At 51.7% G+C, this 14076-nt stretch carries 15 protein-coding genes; 3 read left to right on the top strand and 12 right to left on the bottom strand.

Features of this window, described 5'->3' with window-relative positions; all coding sequences use genetic code 11:
• Nucleotides 1-52: 52 nt before the first annotated feature.
• From PGL01S_RS11880 to PGL01S_RS11865, 4 genes are all read right to left on the bottom strand, one after another.
• Nucleotides 53-1624 carry a helix-turn-helix domain-containing protein gene (locus PGL01S_RS11880; protein WP_127494808.1) on the bottom strand — a complete coding sequence of 524 codons (1572 nt, stop codon included), beginning with the start codon at nt 1622-1624 and terminating at the stop codon, nt 53-55.
• Between the two features lie 76 nt (nt 1625-1700).
• Nucleotides 1701-2729, bottom strand: coding sequence for an ABC transporter substrate-binding protein (locus tag PGL01S_RS11875; protein WP_164775446.1), 1029 nt, complete (start codon nt 2727-2729; stop codon nt 1701-1703).
• Between the two features lie 193 nt (nt 2730-2922).
• Entirely contained in the window at nt 2923-3639 is a 717-nt protein-coding gene (locus tag PGL01S_RS11870; RefSeq protein WP_127494804.1) for a DUF5666 domain-containing protein, read from the bottom strand.
• A gap of 118 nt (nt 3640-3757) precedes the next feature.
• Entirely contained in the window at nt 3758-4255 is a 498-nt protein-coding gene (locus tag PGL01S_RS11865) for an RNA polymerase sigma factor (protein WP_127494802.1), read from the bottom strand.
• 272 nt (nt 4256-4527) lie between these two features.
• Between PGL01S_RS11865 and PGL01S_RS11860 the strand changes: the two genes are divergently transcribed.
• Together PGL01S_RS11860 and PGL01S_RS11855 are read left to right on the top strand one after the other, a co-directional pair.
• A complete protein-coding gene (locus PGL01S_RS11860) occupies nt 4528-4833 on the top strand; it encodes a hypothetical protein (protein WP_127494800.1) in 306 nt (101 codons plus the stop codon).
• 77 nt (nt 4834-4910) lie between these two features.
• The gene (locus PGL01S_RS11855) at nt 4911-5549 is read left to right on the top strand and encodes a class F sortase (RefSeq protein WP_127494798.1); all 639 of its coding nucleotides are present in this window, start codon (nt 4911-4913) and stop codon (nt 5547-5549) included.
• A gap of 44 nt (nt 5550-5593) precedes the next feature.
• Here the strand turns inward: PGL01S_RS11855 and PGL01S_RS11850 are convergent, their stop codons facing one another.
• The 4 genes from PGL01S_RS11850 to PGL01S_RS11835 all read right to left on the bottom strand — a co-directional run bounded on the left by PGL01S_RS11850 (nt 5594) and on the right by PGL01S_RS11835 (nt 9518).
• Nucleotides 5594-6424, bottom strand: coding sequence for a sugar phosphate isomerase/epimerase family protein (locus tag PGL01S_RS11850; RefSeq protein ID WP_127494796.1), 831 nt, complete (start codon nt 6422-6424; stop codon nt 5594-5596).
• Between the two features lie 126 nt (nt 6425-6550).
• On the bottom strand, nt 6551-6991 hold the full coding sequence (locus tag PGL01S_RS11845) for an SRPBCC family protein (RefSeq protein ID WP_127494794.1): 441 nt from the start codon (nt 6989-6991) through the stop codon (nt 6551-6553).
• 108 nt (nt 6992-7099) lie between these two features.
• Entirely contained in the window at nt 7100-8656 is a 1557-nt protein-coding gene (locus tag PGL01S_RS11840) for an SAM-dependent methyltransferase (RefSeq protein WP_127494791.1), read from the bottom strand.
• A gap of 91 nt (nt 8657-8747) precedes the next feature.
• Complete coding sequence (locus tag PGL01S_RS11835) at nt 8748-9518, bottom strand: TerC family protein (RefSeq protein ID WP_127494788.1); 771 nt, start codon at nt 9516-9518, stop codon at nt 8748-8750.
• 234 nt (nt 9519-9752) lie between these two features.
• Between PGL01S_RS11835 and PGL01S_RS11830 the strand changes: the two genes are divergently transcribed.
• Nucleotides 9753-10268, top strand: a complete 516-nt coding sequence (locus PGL01S_RS11830) for a cupin domain-containing protein (RefSeq protein ID WP_127494785.1) — start codon at nt 9753-9755, stop codon at nt 10266-10268.
• Here PGL01S_RS11830 and PGL01S_RS11825 read toward each other — a convergent pair.
• The 4 genes from PGL01S_RS11825 to PGL01S_RS11810 form a co-directional block, all read right to left on the bottom strand.
• Nucleotides 10265-10879 carry a histidine phosphatase family protein gene (locus PGL01S_RS11825; RefSeq protein WP_127494783.1) on the bottom strand — a complete coding sequence of 205 codons (615 nt, stop codon included), beginning with the start codon at nt 10877-10879 and terminating at the stop codon, nt 10265-10267. The two genes, PGL01S_RS11830 and PGL01S_RS11825, sit on opposite strands and share 4 nt — an antisense overlap.
• Before the next feature lie 105 nt (nt 10880-10984).
• On the bottom strand, nt 10985-11692 hold the full coding sequence (locus PGL01S_RS11820; protein ID WP_127494781.1) for a DNA alkylation repair protein: 708 nt from the start codon (nt 11690-11692) through the stop codon (nt 10985-10987).
• 156 nt (nt 11693-11848) lie between these two features.
• Nucleotides 11849-13201, bottom strand: a complete 1353-nt coding sequence (locus tag PGL01S_RS11815; protein ID WP_127494779.1) for an LLM class flavin-dependent oxidoreductase — start codon at nt 13199-13201, stop codon at nt 11849-11851.
• A gap of 38 nt (nt 13202-13239) precedes the next feature.
• Nucleotides 13240-14073 carry an ABC transporter permease gene (locus PGL01S_RS11810; protein WP_127494777.1) on the bottom strand — a complete coding sequence of 278 codons (834 nt, stop codon included), beginning with the start codon at nt 14071-14073 and terminating at the stop codon, nt 13240-13242.
• Between the last annotated feature and the right edge of the window lie 3 nt (nt 14074-14076).

Genomic DNA, 14076 nt, shown 5'->3' with positions numbered 1-14076 from the left:
GCCGGGCTTCGGTCTATTTACACGATGAAATGTTTCACGTGAAAAACACAGTTCACGCATTAGCCCTCATCAGACTTACGGCGTCCTCCAGAATGCGCATGCTGGACAAGGGGTCCTCGCGTACCCAGTCGACGTCCATTAGATAGACGCGGCCTTGCCGGACGGCTTCCAGCCGTTTCCACTGCGGGCTTTCGGTCAGCTTAAGAAACTCCCTCTTTGCGTCCGCATCAGAGGTTAGGACAACAAACAGATGATCTCCCGCATAAGAGGACAACTGATCAAGCGGGACTTGTACCTTAAACGGATGCCCCGGCAATCGCCGCGCCTCCTCAATGGCCGGAGGTCCTTTTAACCCAAGATCCCGGTAAAGCACGCCAACGTCCAGATAAGCATCGAACTGGACGGGAAGCTCCCTCATCCAAAACTGGGATACCGTCTGTCCTTTCGCCAGAACGGGAGCCAGCTTTTCCTGCGCTCTGATAACCGCCCTCCCGTATTGCTCCATCCACCGCTCCGCCAATTCCAATCTGCCTATCTGATTGGCGATATGGCGGAACCGATCGAAGAACGGCATCCTCCATGCGACATCCAGTGTGTGCGCGATTTTGGAATACCGCTGCAAATGGTGGCCGTCAAAGGTAATGATCAGATCCGGCCGCAGCTCCGACAACATGTCCATATACGGAGTGACCACGCTGTCGCCCACGGCTTGTATGCCCTCGGTGTAGCCGTCATAGAAGCGGCAGTCCAACAGCTGCTTCGGCGCCCCTACCGGACGAATATCAAGGGCCAGCATTTCGCCCAGAAATTGATGCGAGACCAGCCGCACCGTCTGTTTGCTCAGCTGCGTATATAGCCGCGGTGAGATGCCGGTATGCCGCTTGAAGCTGCGGCTGAAATGGAACGGATCGCGGAAACCCGCTTCATGGGCAACCTGATGAATAGACTTCCCGGATCCGGTGAGCAGCGATTTGGCATGCTCCATTCGGCGTTCGATTTGATAATCAATCGGGCTTTGTCCGGTCAACTGTCTGAATATCCGCGAATATTGCCTTGCGGACAGTCCCGTCTCCTCAGCCAGCTCTTGAAGGGTGAAGCCTGCCGCCTTCTGCCGCTGCATGAGTTCAATCGTCCGCTCCACCGCTGCGAGGGATGCCCGCTCCTCGCCCGCTTGGCCCTCCGACAGGACAAGATAGATCAGCTCCTGGAACCAGGCATGATTGCCGTAAGCGGCTAATCCCTGCTTGTTCCCGCGGTTGTCGTATAGCATAACGGACAGCTCTTCGATACGAATAAAGGATTTGGGTGACAGCTCTCCTGCAGGCAGCTCCCAGGCCGCTTCACTCTCCGCAACAGCTTTCGTGAGAGAGACGCAGTCAAATAACAGTTCCTGTATAACTAGAACCGATGATGGCAAATGGGCCAGCCTAAGCGTAATGCCAGGCCCGAACACCAGACATTTTCCGCGCGACAGAGCGTATTCTCTGCCATTCGCCCATAACTTCCCCTTTCCTTCGGACACGACAAAAAGCGTGTATCCGGCCGACATCCAGCTGCTTTGGAAGCTTGCTCCCTCGCATACCATCCGCCTCGAATCCGACCATGCATAAATGAGCGGCAGCATGTCCTTCAACCTCCTTTATAGAGACAAAGAGGTCCGCCGGGAGCCCCATCGGGATGTACCAGCGAACCATCGAATATTATTGACTCAAAATTTGAACGGCGTCATCCAGTTGGGCATGAAAGGACATAACGTCGTAAGAGAACCACAGATCCGGATTTACGGTATAGACCTTGCCGTTTTTTACGGCCGGGAGGTTTTTCCACAAGCTGCTTTCATTCACTTGCTTCGCGAAATCGGGATCATTGTCGAAGGTTACGAGGAACAGCCGGTCCGCGGAAGCAAAGTCTGACAGCTTTTCGAGCGAGATAGTAAGACCATTCTCGTTATTGCCCTTCGCCCACTCCGTCTTTACCGTATCGGTCATCGGGAATTGCAAAGAATTGAACAAGGTGAAGCCTACGTTTGAATCGCCGTACACGCGCAGCTGGTTCATTTCATAACCGCCGATCGCCACAACGCCAAACGTCTCGCCCGGCTTCACGGTGGAAGCAAGCTTAGCGCGTGCGTCTTCGGCTTTCTGGTTATAAGCCGTTATCCAGGCATCCGCCTTGTCGCTCAGCCCCAGAACCGCGGCAGTCTCTTTAAAATGCTCAAAGGCATCGTGATCCGCCCATTGAATGACGATCGTTGGCGCGATCTTGCTCAAGTTCTCAAGCTGATCCTTGTTCCATTCGGCAACGATAATAAGATCGGGCTTCAGCGTGAGGATTTTCTCCAAGCTGGGATTATTTGCTGCGCCAATATCTTCGATTCCGTCGATCTGATCCTTGATAGCAACAAAGTTCGTCAGCAAGTGCGAAGCTGCGCCAACCGGCTTCACCCCTACCGCAATCATCTCCGGCAGGTATTGCGTCGCGATGATCCGCTGCGGATGAGTCGGAATGACGACCTCACGGCCAAGCGCGTCCTTATAGGTATAGGTTGCCGGTTCCTCGCTTGCAGCAGGCGTGGCCGACGGCGTTTCCGCAGCGGCCGAATTGGCGGAAGGAGGTGCCCCATTCGAATTTGAATTGGAGTTCGAGTTGCCGCATGCGGCTAGTAAAACCATCATTAGAATAAAAGCACCAAGAAGCGCTGAACGGCTTCGGACAGACTGAATGAGCATAACCGACTTCCCCTTTAATATAATAATGATATTCATTATCAATTATTATAGAGAGCAGCTATTCTTTAGGCAATGTCGGATATGGACATTTACCGTCCGAACCATGTCCAGATTGTACATTTTCTCCGAATGCTGAACCGTTGCGACAAAAAGAAAAGCGCCTGCAGTCAGGCGCCTCTCCCGGGTATGGCTATTATTTTTGCGGAGCGAAGTTATTGTAGATACGTGTTGCGTTTACCTTGCCGGAGCTCAGGTCATCCGTTGTAAAGCCGGATACCGCGTTGCCCACTTTGAATTCTTTTTGCAGCAGCTCGTCGGATTGTTCGCCAGCGGTTGGCTCCGTGATTCCCATGATCGTGTCCGGAGTAACCGTTACCCATACGTCGTTGACTTTGAAGCTTTTGCCGTCGGCACTTACTTCGGAGATAAAGCCATCGATGTTAACGGCCATTTTACCCGTCGTAGCAGGCTTTCCTGCGTCTTCTTTCTCAGGCGCGATCAGGTTGTAGATCACATCAGCCGTAACTTTGCCCGTGCTTACATCCTGGGAAGTATAACCAGATACGATGTCGCCCACTTTAAACTCTTTATTAAGAAGCTCTTGGGACGGCGCTGCCGCTGTTGGCTCGCTGCTTCCCAGCTGCGTTTTATCCGTTACTTCCACCCACAGATCGCCTACTTTGAAGCTTTTGCCGTCCGCGCTTACTTCGGAAATAACGCCATCGATGTTAACCGCAACTTTGCCCATGATAGGAGGCTTAGTTGTCGCTTCAGCTGTTTGCCCTTGATTCGTTGGCGTGGAAGCCGGGCTGTTTTGATTCTGGTTTACGCTAATTACGCCAACCGCCAAAATTGCTGCTGCTGCGATGCCTACCGTCCAACCTGTCAATTTCTTTTTGCTTTTTTCCATTTTAATCGGCTCCTTTTGATTTGTAGGATTATGTGAAGTCTTCTCTAATTCCAGCATTAACTTCTGATAGGTTGCCTCTTTGAAGTCGTCGCTGGTTCGCAATTGAGACATCGCGGACTTATAGACAGATTTCTTCATTCTCCAGGCCTCCAATCTTATCTTTTAAGAGTGCGCGTCCTCTGGCCAGCCAGGTTCCTACCGTTGCGGCCTTCGCCTGCATAATAACGGCAATCTCCTGGATCGAATATCCTTCGTAATAATGAAGATGGATCGGAATCCGATACTTCTTGTCCAAGGAGAGCACCGCCTGCAGAACGTCGTTTTCTTCCTTGGGGAGGTAGCTCAGGTCTTCGGGAACAGGGTTTCTGCTTTTGAACCAGCCGGTCTTCAGCATATTTTTGCTTTTATTGATGGTTGTTCGAATCAACCAAGCTTTTTCGTGTTCGCTGTTCTCGAAGACAGGACGCTTCTGCAGATACGTCAGGAAAACCTCCTGCGTCACTTCTTCCGCATCAGCTATATTTTTCAAATAAGCGAAAGCAATCTTGATCATGCTTTGCGAATATAGATCCAAGGCCCGTCGCACAGATTCATTGAGCTCATATGAATTGTACACCTCAGCACCTCCTTTCACTTGTAATACAACTGAGTGCCCCATTATTTTTCATTCATGCGTTATTTTTTTTAGTAGACGTAATGAGAGGCGGAAATGACTGCAAAGATTCGGCTAGTAAAATAGCCCAAACGCCAAAAAGGCACATTCCCCTGCCTGCCGGGCAGGTTGAGGAATGTGCTTTTTTACGGAAACAAAATCCACTCATATTTTTATTTCTACAGCGAACCTTAAGTGAGGGAAAAAACATACCTAACTTAAGGAGAGAATTACAAATGAAAAAAGCAGCTATGATCGCAGTAACTACATGCCTATTCCTGTCCGTGTCCGCAGCAACAGCTTCCGCATCGGCTGTGGAACCAACAGCGACTAAAAAAGTTGAGCACAAAATGCATGTTAAAGAACACAAAGTAAAAGCAAAGGAACATAAGATGCATGCGAAGCAGCACAAAGCAAAAGCGCATGAGCTTCGCGCTAAATCCGAATCTAAAGTGCATAAGCTGCATGCCAAATCAACTAAGGAACAAAAGCTGCGTGCAAAGGCTCTCCCTAAAACAGGCTACGGCGGAGTAAGCGAATAAGACGCCGATCGAAACACTAACAGCGGAGGAATAGAGACAGTTGCTCTCTATTCCTTTCCCTTTAGAGGATGAATAATATGAGCAATCGTTATGGTATTTTAATTTTGGCACTATTTATATTGCTAACAGGCTGCACGTCGGGACAAACCAAGCAGCAAAGTAAACCAAACAGAGAAATCACGCTGCCCGTCCCTTCTCACACTATGGTACCGTTGCGTGCAGCGGAGACAAAAGCTTCGTCAAAGCCTAAAGACATAACTGCCAAAACTCCCGTTATTGTACCTAATCGGATCTGGATACCGTCTGTCGGGATAAAGGCTCCCGTGGAGCCCGTTGGATTGCTGGATAACGGACAGTTAGACGTGCCTGCATCCAGCGATATCGCCGGGTTATTTATAGATGGAGTTCTTCCGGGAGAAAAGGGCAATGCTATTATTGCGGGGCATGTTGATAATTATACAGGGCCAGCTATTTTCTATCCCCTAAAAAAGCTGAAACCGGGCGATCCCGTCGTCCTTTCCGACTCGTCCGGCAAATATCTCGTATACGCGGTTGATGCCGTTGAAACCTATCCCACGGCTCAAGCGCCGCTAGATAAAATTTTTGGCGATACGAACGGCAAAAGGTTAAATATGATTACCTGTACCGGAAAATACAATCGCCAGAAAAAGGAGCACGAAAAGCGGCTTGTCGTATATACCCATTTGCTGCAATAAAAAGCCGCGAGACTTGCTCGCGGCTTTTACATATTCAAATTTCGCTACTTGCCTCTGGCAGCCAGCCGGCCTTCCCGCACGAACCTTGCGGCTTCCGCCATCTGCAATTCGCTTACGGCCTCCATTGTCGCAAAGCCGTATGGCTTATGCTGCTCAAGCAGCTCGAAGAATAACGGATAGTTCAGCTCGCCAAGACCGGCTGCCGTTTCTATTAAGGTACCGTCTGCCGCGCGGTTCAAATCCTTCACGTGTGCGCTTACGATGCGCGGGCCAAGCAAACGGAAAGCTTCGCGGACCGTATGATCCTGATTCTCGAACCGGGCCGGATTCATTAAATTGCAAGGGTCCATCACGACGCCCACGCAAGAGGATGGAAACCGTTCAATCGTCTCGGCCAAGGTTTCAGCCGTATCGATCATATGTCCCTGGGCCGCCTCCAGCCCAATCGTTACGCCCCAGCGCTCAGCCTCTTCAACAAGCTCATCAAGCGCTCGGTTTAACCGGTCTATGTGCTCCCCGCGGCGCTCGGGATCCGTTACTCCGCCAACCTCTGTCGCCACAATCGGCGCGCCGAAATGCCGTGCATTCCGAAGATGCTCTTTGAAGCGGTCTACATTATGGCGGTAAACCTCGTCATCGAGATCGACCAGACTCGCATAACAGCCCAGCACCGCAATACGGACGCCGTTCTCCGCAAATACGCCGCCGACCTCCTGGGCTAGACCGGGGCTTAGCTTGCCCAGCCGCGAGTCTACATCGGAGAACGCTTTCCCCAGCGCTAATTGAACATATGGAAATCCGTTAGCGGCTATCTTGGCCGCCAATTCCTTATAAGGCAAAGTTCCAAGCAAATGAGCTAAAATTCCGACTGACATGATAACCATCCTCTCACGTTTCATCTGAAATCTACTTGTCTCTCATTATACGTTGTAATGCCCGGATGGCAAGGCGCAACGAACGTAAAGAAACCCGCGCTTCGCTCGAAGCAACGGGTTTCCTAACTAGCCTTCCTGCAAAACAAGGTTTAACCGATCAAAGTTCTGCTCATTGCCGTCGGCCGCATAAGCCTTAACCGCCTCAAAGGTCTTCTTGTCCATGAACAGCTGACGGAACGTTAATCTCGCGCGGCCGTCCAAATCCTCGAATATAGCCGTCACCCGGAACTCGGGATTGGACATATGCTTAAGGACAATCCGCTCCAAGGGTACAATCTCCTCGAAGACATTATGATTCTCATAATCCACGCCGTTTGGGCCATGCATCGTAAACCGCCAATTACCGCCCGGCTTGATCTCGAACTCATGGAAGGTATTCGTGAAGCCGTTAGGTCCCCACCAGCGCTTAAGCAGCTCCGGATTTACCCATGCTTCAAACACCCGTTCACGTGAAAATTCGAACTCGCGCGTCGAAACAATCTCATTCTCACCAAGAATAGCAGCCATAATTAATCCACTCCACCTTCCGTGTATTCATTTATTAGAGATTAGCGCTAACTGTTTACCGGTAGCCTAAGCATAATAGATGACGTTACGTAAGGTTCAAGCGTTTTTTTAGGCGAGCTCAAAATTTTTCATCAATGCCCTTGCTTCCTCGTGGTCAGGTTCAAGCCTCAGCAGCTCCCCTAAGTAATGCAAAGCCTGTTCTTCCAGCTCCAGCTCGAAACAGCATATGGCCAGACAATAAAAGACGGTAGATACAATCTCCTCTTCGTCTTCCTCAACGGAAATCTCCAGGAACCGCTTGGACTCGCCGTACATGTCCATTTCGAACAGCAGCAGGCCCGCTTCAAGCGCCAGATCGTACTTCTGCTCCATCACGTAATACGACGACCACATCCGCTCGATACCGAGCAGAATATCTTCCTTCTCCTCATCGAGGGCTTCCGCCATCAGACTCGAAATCCGCTTTGTGCTCTGGATAAAGAATTCCGCGTCGTAGCCGCCAAGACGCCAGAAGCTCAGGATTTGCCGAAGCCCCATATCGTCGATATAGCGGTCTAACCACCACTTCAAACTGTAAAAATCATCCGGTCCAAAACGCTCCACGGAGCGGCGGTACGCCAGCCTGGTCTGGTAATAGTCCTGCGGCGAATTCACGCTGATCATACAGCCGATATTGATATTGTCATAGTGATGCGAAGGGAACATGACCAGAGCGCCGCTGCGTTCCAACACTTCCCCCATCGCATGATAGTTCGCCGTCAGAGAAAAGCTGCCATGAAAAACAAGCTCGGGCGGCTCCGCGAACCTCCAGTGCTCGAGCAGGTGATCCCCTTTATCCGCCGTCAGCAGCACGATTCCCGCCTGAGATAACTGATTCAGCCGGTCCAGGCAAGCCAGAGAGGCCTCCGGGAATAAAATATGCGAGTCCTCCAGCTGCTCCTGATAGACGGCAATAACGTCGCGGTAAGGATAAGACGCATCCTCGTACTGCGGCGCGCGCCGGAGCTCGTAGCTCAAAGCGATTTGCGACAGCAGCTCCGATGGTTTAAGCGAATCCTTGTCTTCAGGGTACTTTACCAACACATCGGCCTCATATACCTGACCTTCGCCTATATAGAGCAGCTCCTGCGGAATACTGTCAAAAAAGTAGTTCGCCACAATGACGAGAGGCTGCCGCAAGTCTCCCCTGCGGATCGTTTCTCCCGATGCGGCCAGTGCTAATTCCGAATCTTGGACAGCATCAAACCGGGCAAAATCAAGCATTCCCCGCTCGATAAAAGACTGAAGGGCAGGATGCTTCCGCCAAGCCTCCACATTGTTTACAGCAAGGTCGGTCATGATATACCGGAACGGCGGTACCGCGATTCCCGCAAAGTCTATTAACCGGCTTAACTCATGCAGCACATGGAAAGCGAACCGGCCAGCCCCTGCTCCAAGCTCCACAATCTGAACAGGCTCCAGGTTTTGTCCTTGATTCGCTCTGTCCTGAAGAAATCCGAACAGCATCTCGGCATAAGCCGCCGCAATCATCGGATTACTCGTAATATATTGAGGAACCTGGTCGTTATTCCAGGCCCTCAAGCCTTCTTCTTCGTAATATTGCCTGTTTATTTCCCATATTGGCGCTTCGCTAAAGCGGTAGCGCTGCGTATTTGAAATCGTCATCTATTCTTAACCCTGCTTTCTATGCTTCGAACAATACCTCCTATATTACCTTAATAGAAGGCATTTTACGAAATTTAGGGCTAAATTTCTCTTAAGAGGCCTCAACCTTCTGCGTTTTCTTGCCCGGAGCAAACCAGCCGAGAAGCGCAATCGCAACCAACACGCCATAGAATACGAGCGTCCAGCCCGTGCTATGAGGGAAATCATGATCCAGAACGCCGATATCCTCATGCGCCAGCGTAATGACGGCTAGCTTTACCCCAACCCAAGCGACGATGGCATACGCCGTAGTCTCCAGTGCCGGGCGATCGGCAAGCAGCTTCACAAACCAGGTTGCCGCGAATTTAATTAGGACTAGGCCCGCAATGCCGCCAAGCAATACGACCGCGAATTTGCCTCCATCCATACCGCCAAACTCGCCAAGCGGAGAATCTGGCAAACCAAGCGCAAGAGCTACCGCAGCCAGAATGGAATCAATTGCAAACGCGAGATCCGCGATAGCGATTTTGCTTACTGTAGGCCAGAAGCCCGAACCCGCTTTTTGTTTCTCATCTTTGTGAACATCCTCGTTCTTTTTGCCAAAACGCGCCTGAATAATGTGCTTTAAACCCAGGTATAGCAGATACGCTGCGCCAATCGCCTGTACCTGCCAGACATTCGCAATGAAAGAGATTGCGAATAGAGCGCCAAAACGAAAAACAAACGCCATAATAATACCGTAGTTAATCGCTCTTTTCTTCTGATCGTCCGGTAAATTCTTGGCTATTACCGCAAGCACCAGCGCATTATCGGCGGATAACAAGCCCTCCAATCCTATCAGGATCAGCAATGCCCACGCATACTCCAGCCAGATCGATTCCAACGTGGATTCCCCTCTCTTCGAACATAATCGGTATGAGTAATTTTCTCTTGTCCGTTAATGCATATACGTAAGAAATGCTCAAAGGAGTTCACTTTTTTCTCAATAAGAAGGAACTGGAAACGAATTGGATAAAAAACGTATCCGGAGAGACGTTATGAAGCTTCTTCCCCTTTCGGTAGGCGCATGCATAGGATAAAGCGATGAATATATCGTTTTGCCGAGAGGAGAACATCGATGTATCTTTATCCTTACCACTATGATCAATGGCCTAACCACTATTGGGGTTATTATTGGAATCCCCGGTATTACAATTGGAGCTATAATGCTCCGAATGCGTACTACAGAGAGATTGCGCTAAAGGATTACGGAACAGGCCCGCTGGTTGTGAACCTGGAGGATGCAACCAAGCAAAACAGGAACTACCGTACCGCATTATGGACAGGAAAATACCTTCAAATGACATTAATGAGTATTAATGTTGGCGAAGATATTGGGCTGGAGGTCCATCCGACAACCGATCAATTTATTAGAATCGAACAGGGACAGGGATTGGTACAAATGGGTGACAGCAAGGAGCATCTGGACTTTCAAACCATGGCTTACGAGGGCTTCGCCATTCTTGTCCCTGCCGGAACATGGCACAATGTCATAAACACAGGTAACGAGCCGCTTAAGGTTTATGTCATCTATGCTCCGCCCCATCATCCTTTTGGTACCGTACAGGAAACCAAACCGACTGAACAGGGCTAAGGCGAGTTCAGCTCATCCAAATCAAAGTGCCCTGCAATCTCATAACCATTTCCTTGACCTTTGGGCTTAATAACAACCGTTCCCAATGATTGGATCTCCCCTAATCCAACGCCCGGTGGGAAGCTATGGGCAATGATAACCTTGTTGGTCCCTGGAGACGGCGGGATTTCCAACTGGGCCGATAAAGCTTTTAGAACAGCTTCTTGCTGGGCAGGAGGAACGGATCCGCCTAATTGATAGATCCGCACCCAGAACGGATCCGTACGGACGTTACCTGCTCCGAATGCTAGCTCGGCGGACTCCTTGGTCCTGCAGAACGGGCTTGCAACAACCGGCATCTGAACGGGGATATGCAATTGGCGAAGCGCATTTCCATAGCTTACAGCCTGGCTCCTGCCGGTCTCCGAAAGATTTCTTTGGGTTGAGCAGTCATTGAAGTTGATTCTTGGCGAGTCGGTGCCAACCGTTGCGTCTCCATGCCTGACATACAGGATGTAGCCTCCTTGTTGAAGAGACCTTAGCAAAGAGGGATCCGCAGGCATAGCTTCAGCCAGGTCCGCTTGAAGCAGAATAAGTATGCACAACATGCTGAAAAGCCAAAGCTGTTTCATATTCATCCTCCTCTAGGTACTTACGTTCCGTGAACTAGTATCCGCAAGCCGGAGGAAATAAAACCAATCAAAAAGGCGCCCGGAATCCGGGCGCCTTTTTTGAGCCTAACATCTTACATACTTGCGTTTGAAGCCAACCTGCCCTCTGCCTAAAAACTTCTCGATATTAACGGCAGCGTTGATGTGCTTGCTTTTCTTCGTGTCTTGACCGACCTCAACCGGACCTACTTCCTTCGCGATCTCAACCGCCTTATCATGAAGCGGCTTGTACGATATGGCCACCGTGTACAAGAAGTTGTTCATCGAATATTTGGTCCGCTCGGGAGCATCGTGGATCGTATTTTTCACCAGCTCCAGCATGCCGGCGATTTTCTCCTCGGAGAACTCGCTGTCCTTGCGATTGCCAAGCAGCCAGCAGTAGCAGCTCCAGCCCGCCGACATCTTCAGCTCTTCGCCGCTTGCAATCCATTTATCCGACACCTCTTGGGCGATGTCCGTCTCGGATAAGGTGACCGCCACCACATAGTCGGAGATCATATAGAAATACGCGCTGTCGATCCAACGCTCGAAATCCGCCTCGGTCATCGCCTTTGGTTCGGCAATGATCCCGGCGAAATACATGGCATCGTAATTGCCTGTTGCATACAGCTGATCGGCCAGCGGCTGATTATGTTTGATTTTGCGGAAAATAGGCTTCATCTCGCCTGTCGCCACGCCAAACAGCGGTTCGTGCGCGCCATTGCCCATATAAATCTTCTTGGTTCTTTCCTTGCCAAGCCCTTTAAGCTCCTGCATGACCTCTTCTAGAATCATTGTTCGCACATCCTTCGGAATGGATTGTTGTCAGGGCTATCGCCTTCTTCCTTGAATATACCATATAAACGCCCACCCTCTCACTAGGACAAAAAAAGACACCCCTTCGGGTGCCTTTAACCTGTTGCCAGATAAGTCCATGGATATAAAAATGAGTTATGCCTGCTGTAAACCGGCTAGTCTCTTGAAATGATCGACCGACGGCACCGGCAGCCCCAGATGCTCGCGCAGCGTGGAGCCCTCGTACTCCTCGCGGTAGAGCCCGCGGCGCTGAAGCACCGGAACGACTTGCTCCACGAAATCGTCCAGATCGCCCGGCAATACCGGCGGCATGATGTTAAAGCCGTCGCAGCCGTAACCGTCATACCATTCTTCCATTAGATCAGCAAGCTGCTCCGGCGTGCCGACGAATTGCATATGCCCCCGGGCGCCTAGAAGTCTGCGGCCAAGCTCGATAATGGACAAGTTGTCTTTGCGGGCAAGGTCCATAATAAGCTGGACGCGGCTTTTCATGCCGTTGCTTGCTTCCACCGGATCCGGAATGTCCGGCAGCGGACCGTCTGCCGGGAATTTGCTGAGGTCCGTCTGAAGCATACCGGATACCATCATGACCGCTTCCTGCGGATCGATCAGGTCAAGAAGCTCCCGCTCCTTGCGGCGGGCTTCCTCTACCGTCGAGCCAAGGATAGGCGACAGTCCCGGCATAATGAGCAGGCTTCCCCGCTCCCGTCCTGCCGCGATCAGCTTCTCATTTACGCTCCGGTAGAAGCCCTGAGCGGAAGCCAGCGAGGTCTGCGCCGTGAAGATCACCTCGCCAATGCTAGCGGCAAAGTCCTGCCCAGGTCCCGACGAACCCGCCTGAATAAGCACCGGGTAGCCTTGCGGCGGACGCGGCACATTCAGCAGCCCATGCGCGGAATAGAATTGCCCGCCGTAATCGGCGGCGCGGAACTTCGACTCATCCGCGAACGTTCCCGATGCCCGGTCCATCACGAGCGACTCCTGCGGCCAGCTGTCCCACAGCGCCGTTACAACGTCTACAAACTCCTTCGCCATCTCATAGCGCGTCGCATGCACCGGATGTTTCTCCCTGCCGAAGTTGCGGGCCTCCGTATCGACCTGGGACGTTACAATGTTCCAGCCGGCCCGGCCGCCGCTCAAATGGTCAAGCGTAGCAAAACGGCGTGCCGCATTATAAGGCTCGTTATAAGTCGTCGACAGCGTGGCCGTCAGGCCGATTTTCTCCGTTACCGTAGACAAAGCGGACAGCAGCGCCACCGGGTCGAGCATGCCTGCCGCCGCGCGGCTTGGATAGATCAAGTGCAGCAGATCCGCAAAAAAGATCATATCGAACTTGCCCTTCTCCGCCGACTTTGCGATCCGCTTATACCATTCGATATCGAACATCCGCTCCACGCCGGATTCCGGATGACGCCAGCCGGCATGATGATGCCCCGTGAAATAAATAAACGCGCCTAGATGAAGCTGCCCTTGTCGTTGTCGACTCATGCCTATTCCCCACTTTCCAAGTAAGTTTCGATCTATCCTTAACCTTTATAGCTGTTGTTCCAGCGAAGGCATCTTCTCTCCACCAGCCGCACGACCGAATCCGACAGCTTGCCGACCAGAGCGAACAAAATAATGCCAACGAACACGATATCCGTCTGCCCATACACGCGGGCATCCTGAATCATATAGCCGACACCGGCGCTTGCGCCCATCATCTCCGCTACGGCAAGCAGCAGCCAGGAGGTCCCGACGGACAACCGGACGCCAAGCAGAATATTCGGAAGCGCCGCCGGAATAATGAGCTTCGTCAGCAGCTGTAGCTTGGAATATTGCAGAATGCGCGTCACCTCGTACAGCTTGCGGTCCGCGCTGCGAACGCCAAGATGCGTATGGAAGTAAAGCGGGAAGAAAGAACCTAGCGCAATGAGCAGAACCTTCGAGAATTCGCCTACTCCGAACCAAAGAATGAAGAGCGGAATTACCGCAAGCAGCGGAACCGTCCGCAGCATTTGAATGCTTGGATCAAGCGTGCGCTCTGCCCATTTGCCAAGACCGGTAAATACGCCAAGCAATAGGCCCGTCGCGCCGCCAAGCAAGAAACCTCCGCCTGCCCGAATCGCGCTTGTCGATACATGCTTCGCCATATCCCCGTCCACGCAAAGCTTCCAGAACGCCTCCGCAATCCGGGATGGCGCCGGCAATGCCGATTCGGATATAAGTCCAAGCGCCGATGCCGATTCCCACAAGGCCAGCACGATAACGGGCAGTACCCAGCCGTACAGCCACTTCGGCATTCCCGCCCGGCGCTTCCGGCCAATCGCCGCTTGCCTTCCGCCGGCTTTAGAGCCTAATGTCACCTCGTTTGCACTCATCCC

The organism is Paenibacillus glycanilyticus NBRC 16618, assembly GCF_004000805.1.
GTDB classification, from domain to species: Bacteria; Bacillota; Bacilli; order Paenibacillales; family Paenibacillaceae; genus Pristimantibacillus; species Pristimantibacillus glycanilyticus.
The sequence above is the reverse complement of the archived record's forward strand: the minus strand, read 5'-3'. Positions and strand labels throughout refer to the sequence as shown.

Excerpts from the sequence above, each read along its gene's own strand:
- PGL01S_RS11855 (WP_127494798.1), top strand. The coding sequence starts at position 4,911 with ATGAGCAATCGTTATGGTATTTTAATTTTGGCACTATTTATATTGCTA.
- PGL01S_RS11870 (WP_127494804.1), bottom strand. The coding sequence starts at position 3,639 with ATGGAAAAAAGCAAAAAGAAATTGACAGGTTGGACGGTAGGCATCGCA.
- PGL01S_RS11815 (WP_127494779.1), bottom strand. The coding sequence starts at position 13,201 with ATGAGTCGACAACGACAAGGGCAGCTTCATCTAGGCGCGTTTATTTAT.
- PGL01S_RS11850 (WP_127494796.1), bottom strand. The coding sequence starts at position 6,424 with ATGTCAGTCGGAATTTTAGCTCATTTGCTTGGAACTTTGCCTTATAAG.
- PGL01S_RS11845 (WP_127494794.1), bottom strand. The coding sequence starts at position 6,991 with ATGGCTGCTATTCTTGGTGAGAATGAGATTGTTTCGACGCGCGAGTTC.
- PGL01S_RS11830 (WP_127494785.1), top strand. The coding sequence starts at position 9,753 with ATGTATCTTTATCCTTACCACTATGATCAATGGCCTAACCACTATTGG.
- PGL01S_RS11840 (WP_127494791.1), bottom strand. The coding sequence starts at position 8,656 with ATGACGATTTCAAATACGCAGCGCTACCGCTTTAGCGAAGCGCCAATA.
- PGL01S_RS11825 (WP_127494783.1), bottom strand. The coding sequence starts at position 10,879 with ATGAAACAGCTTTGGCTTTTCAGCATGTTGTGCATACTTATTCTGCTT.
- PGL01S_RS11875 (WP_164775446.1), bottom strand. The coding sequence starts at position 2,729 with ATGCTCATTCAGTCTGTCCGAAGCCGTTCAGCGCTTCTTGGTGCTTTT.
- PGL01S_RS11860 (WP_127494800.1), top strand. The coding sequence starts at position 4,528 with ATGAAAAAAGCAGCTATGATCGCAGTAACTACATGCCTATTCCTGTCC.
- PGL01S_RS11880 (WP_127494808.1), bottom strand. The coding sequence starts at position 1,624 with ATGCTGCCGCTCATTTATGCATGGTCGGATTCGAGGCGGATGGTATGC.
- PGL01S_RS11820 (WP_127494781.1), bottom strand. The coding sequence starts at position 11,692 with ATGATTCTAGAAGAGGTCATGCAGGAGCTTAAAGGGCTTGGCAAGGAA.
- PGL01S_RS11810 (WP_127494777.1), bottom strand. The coding sequence starts at position 14,073 with ATGAGTGCAAACGAGGTGACATTAGGCTCTAAAGCCGGCGGAAGGCAA.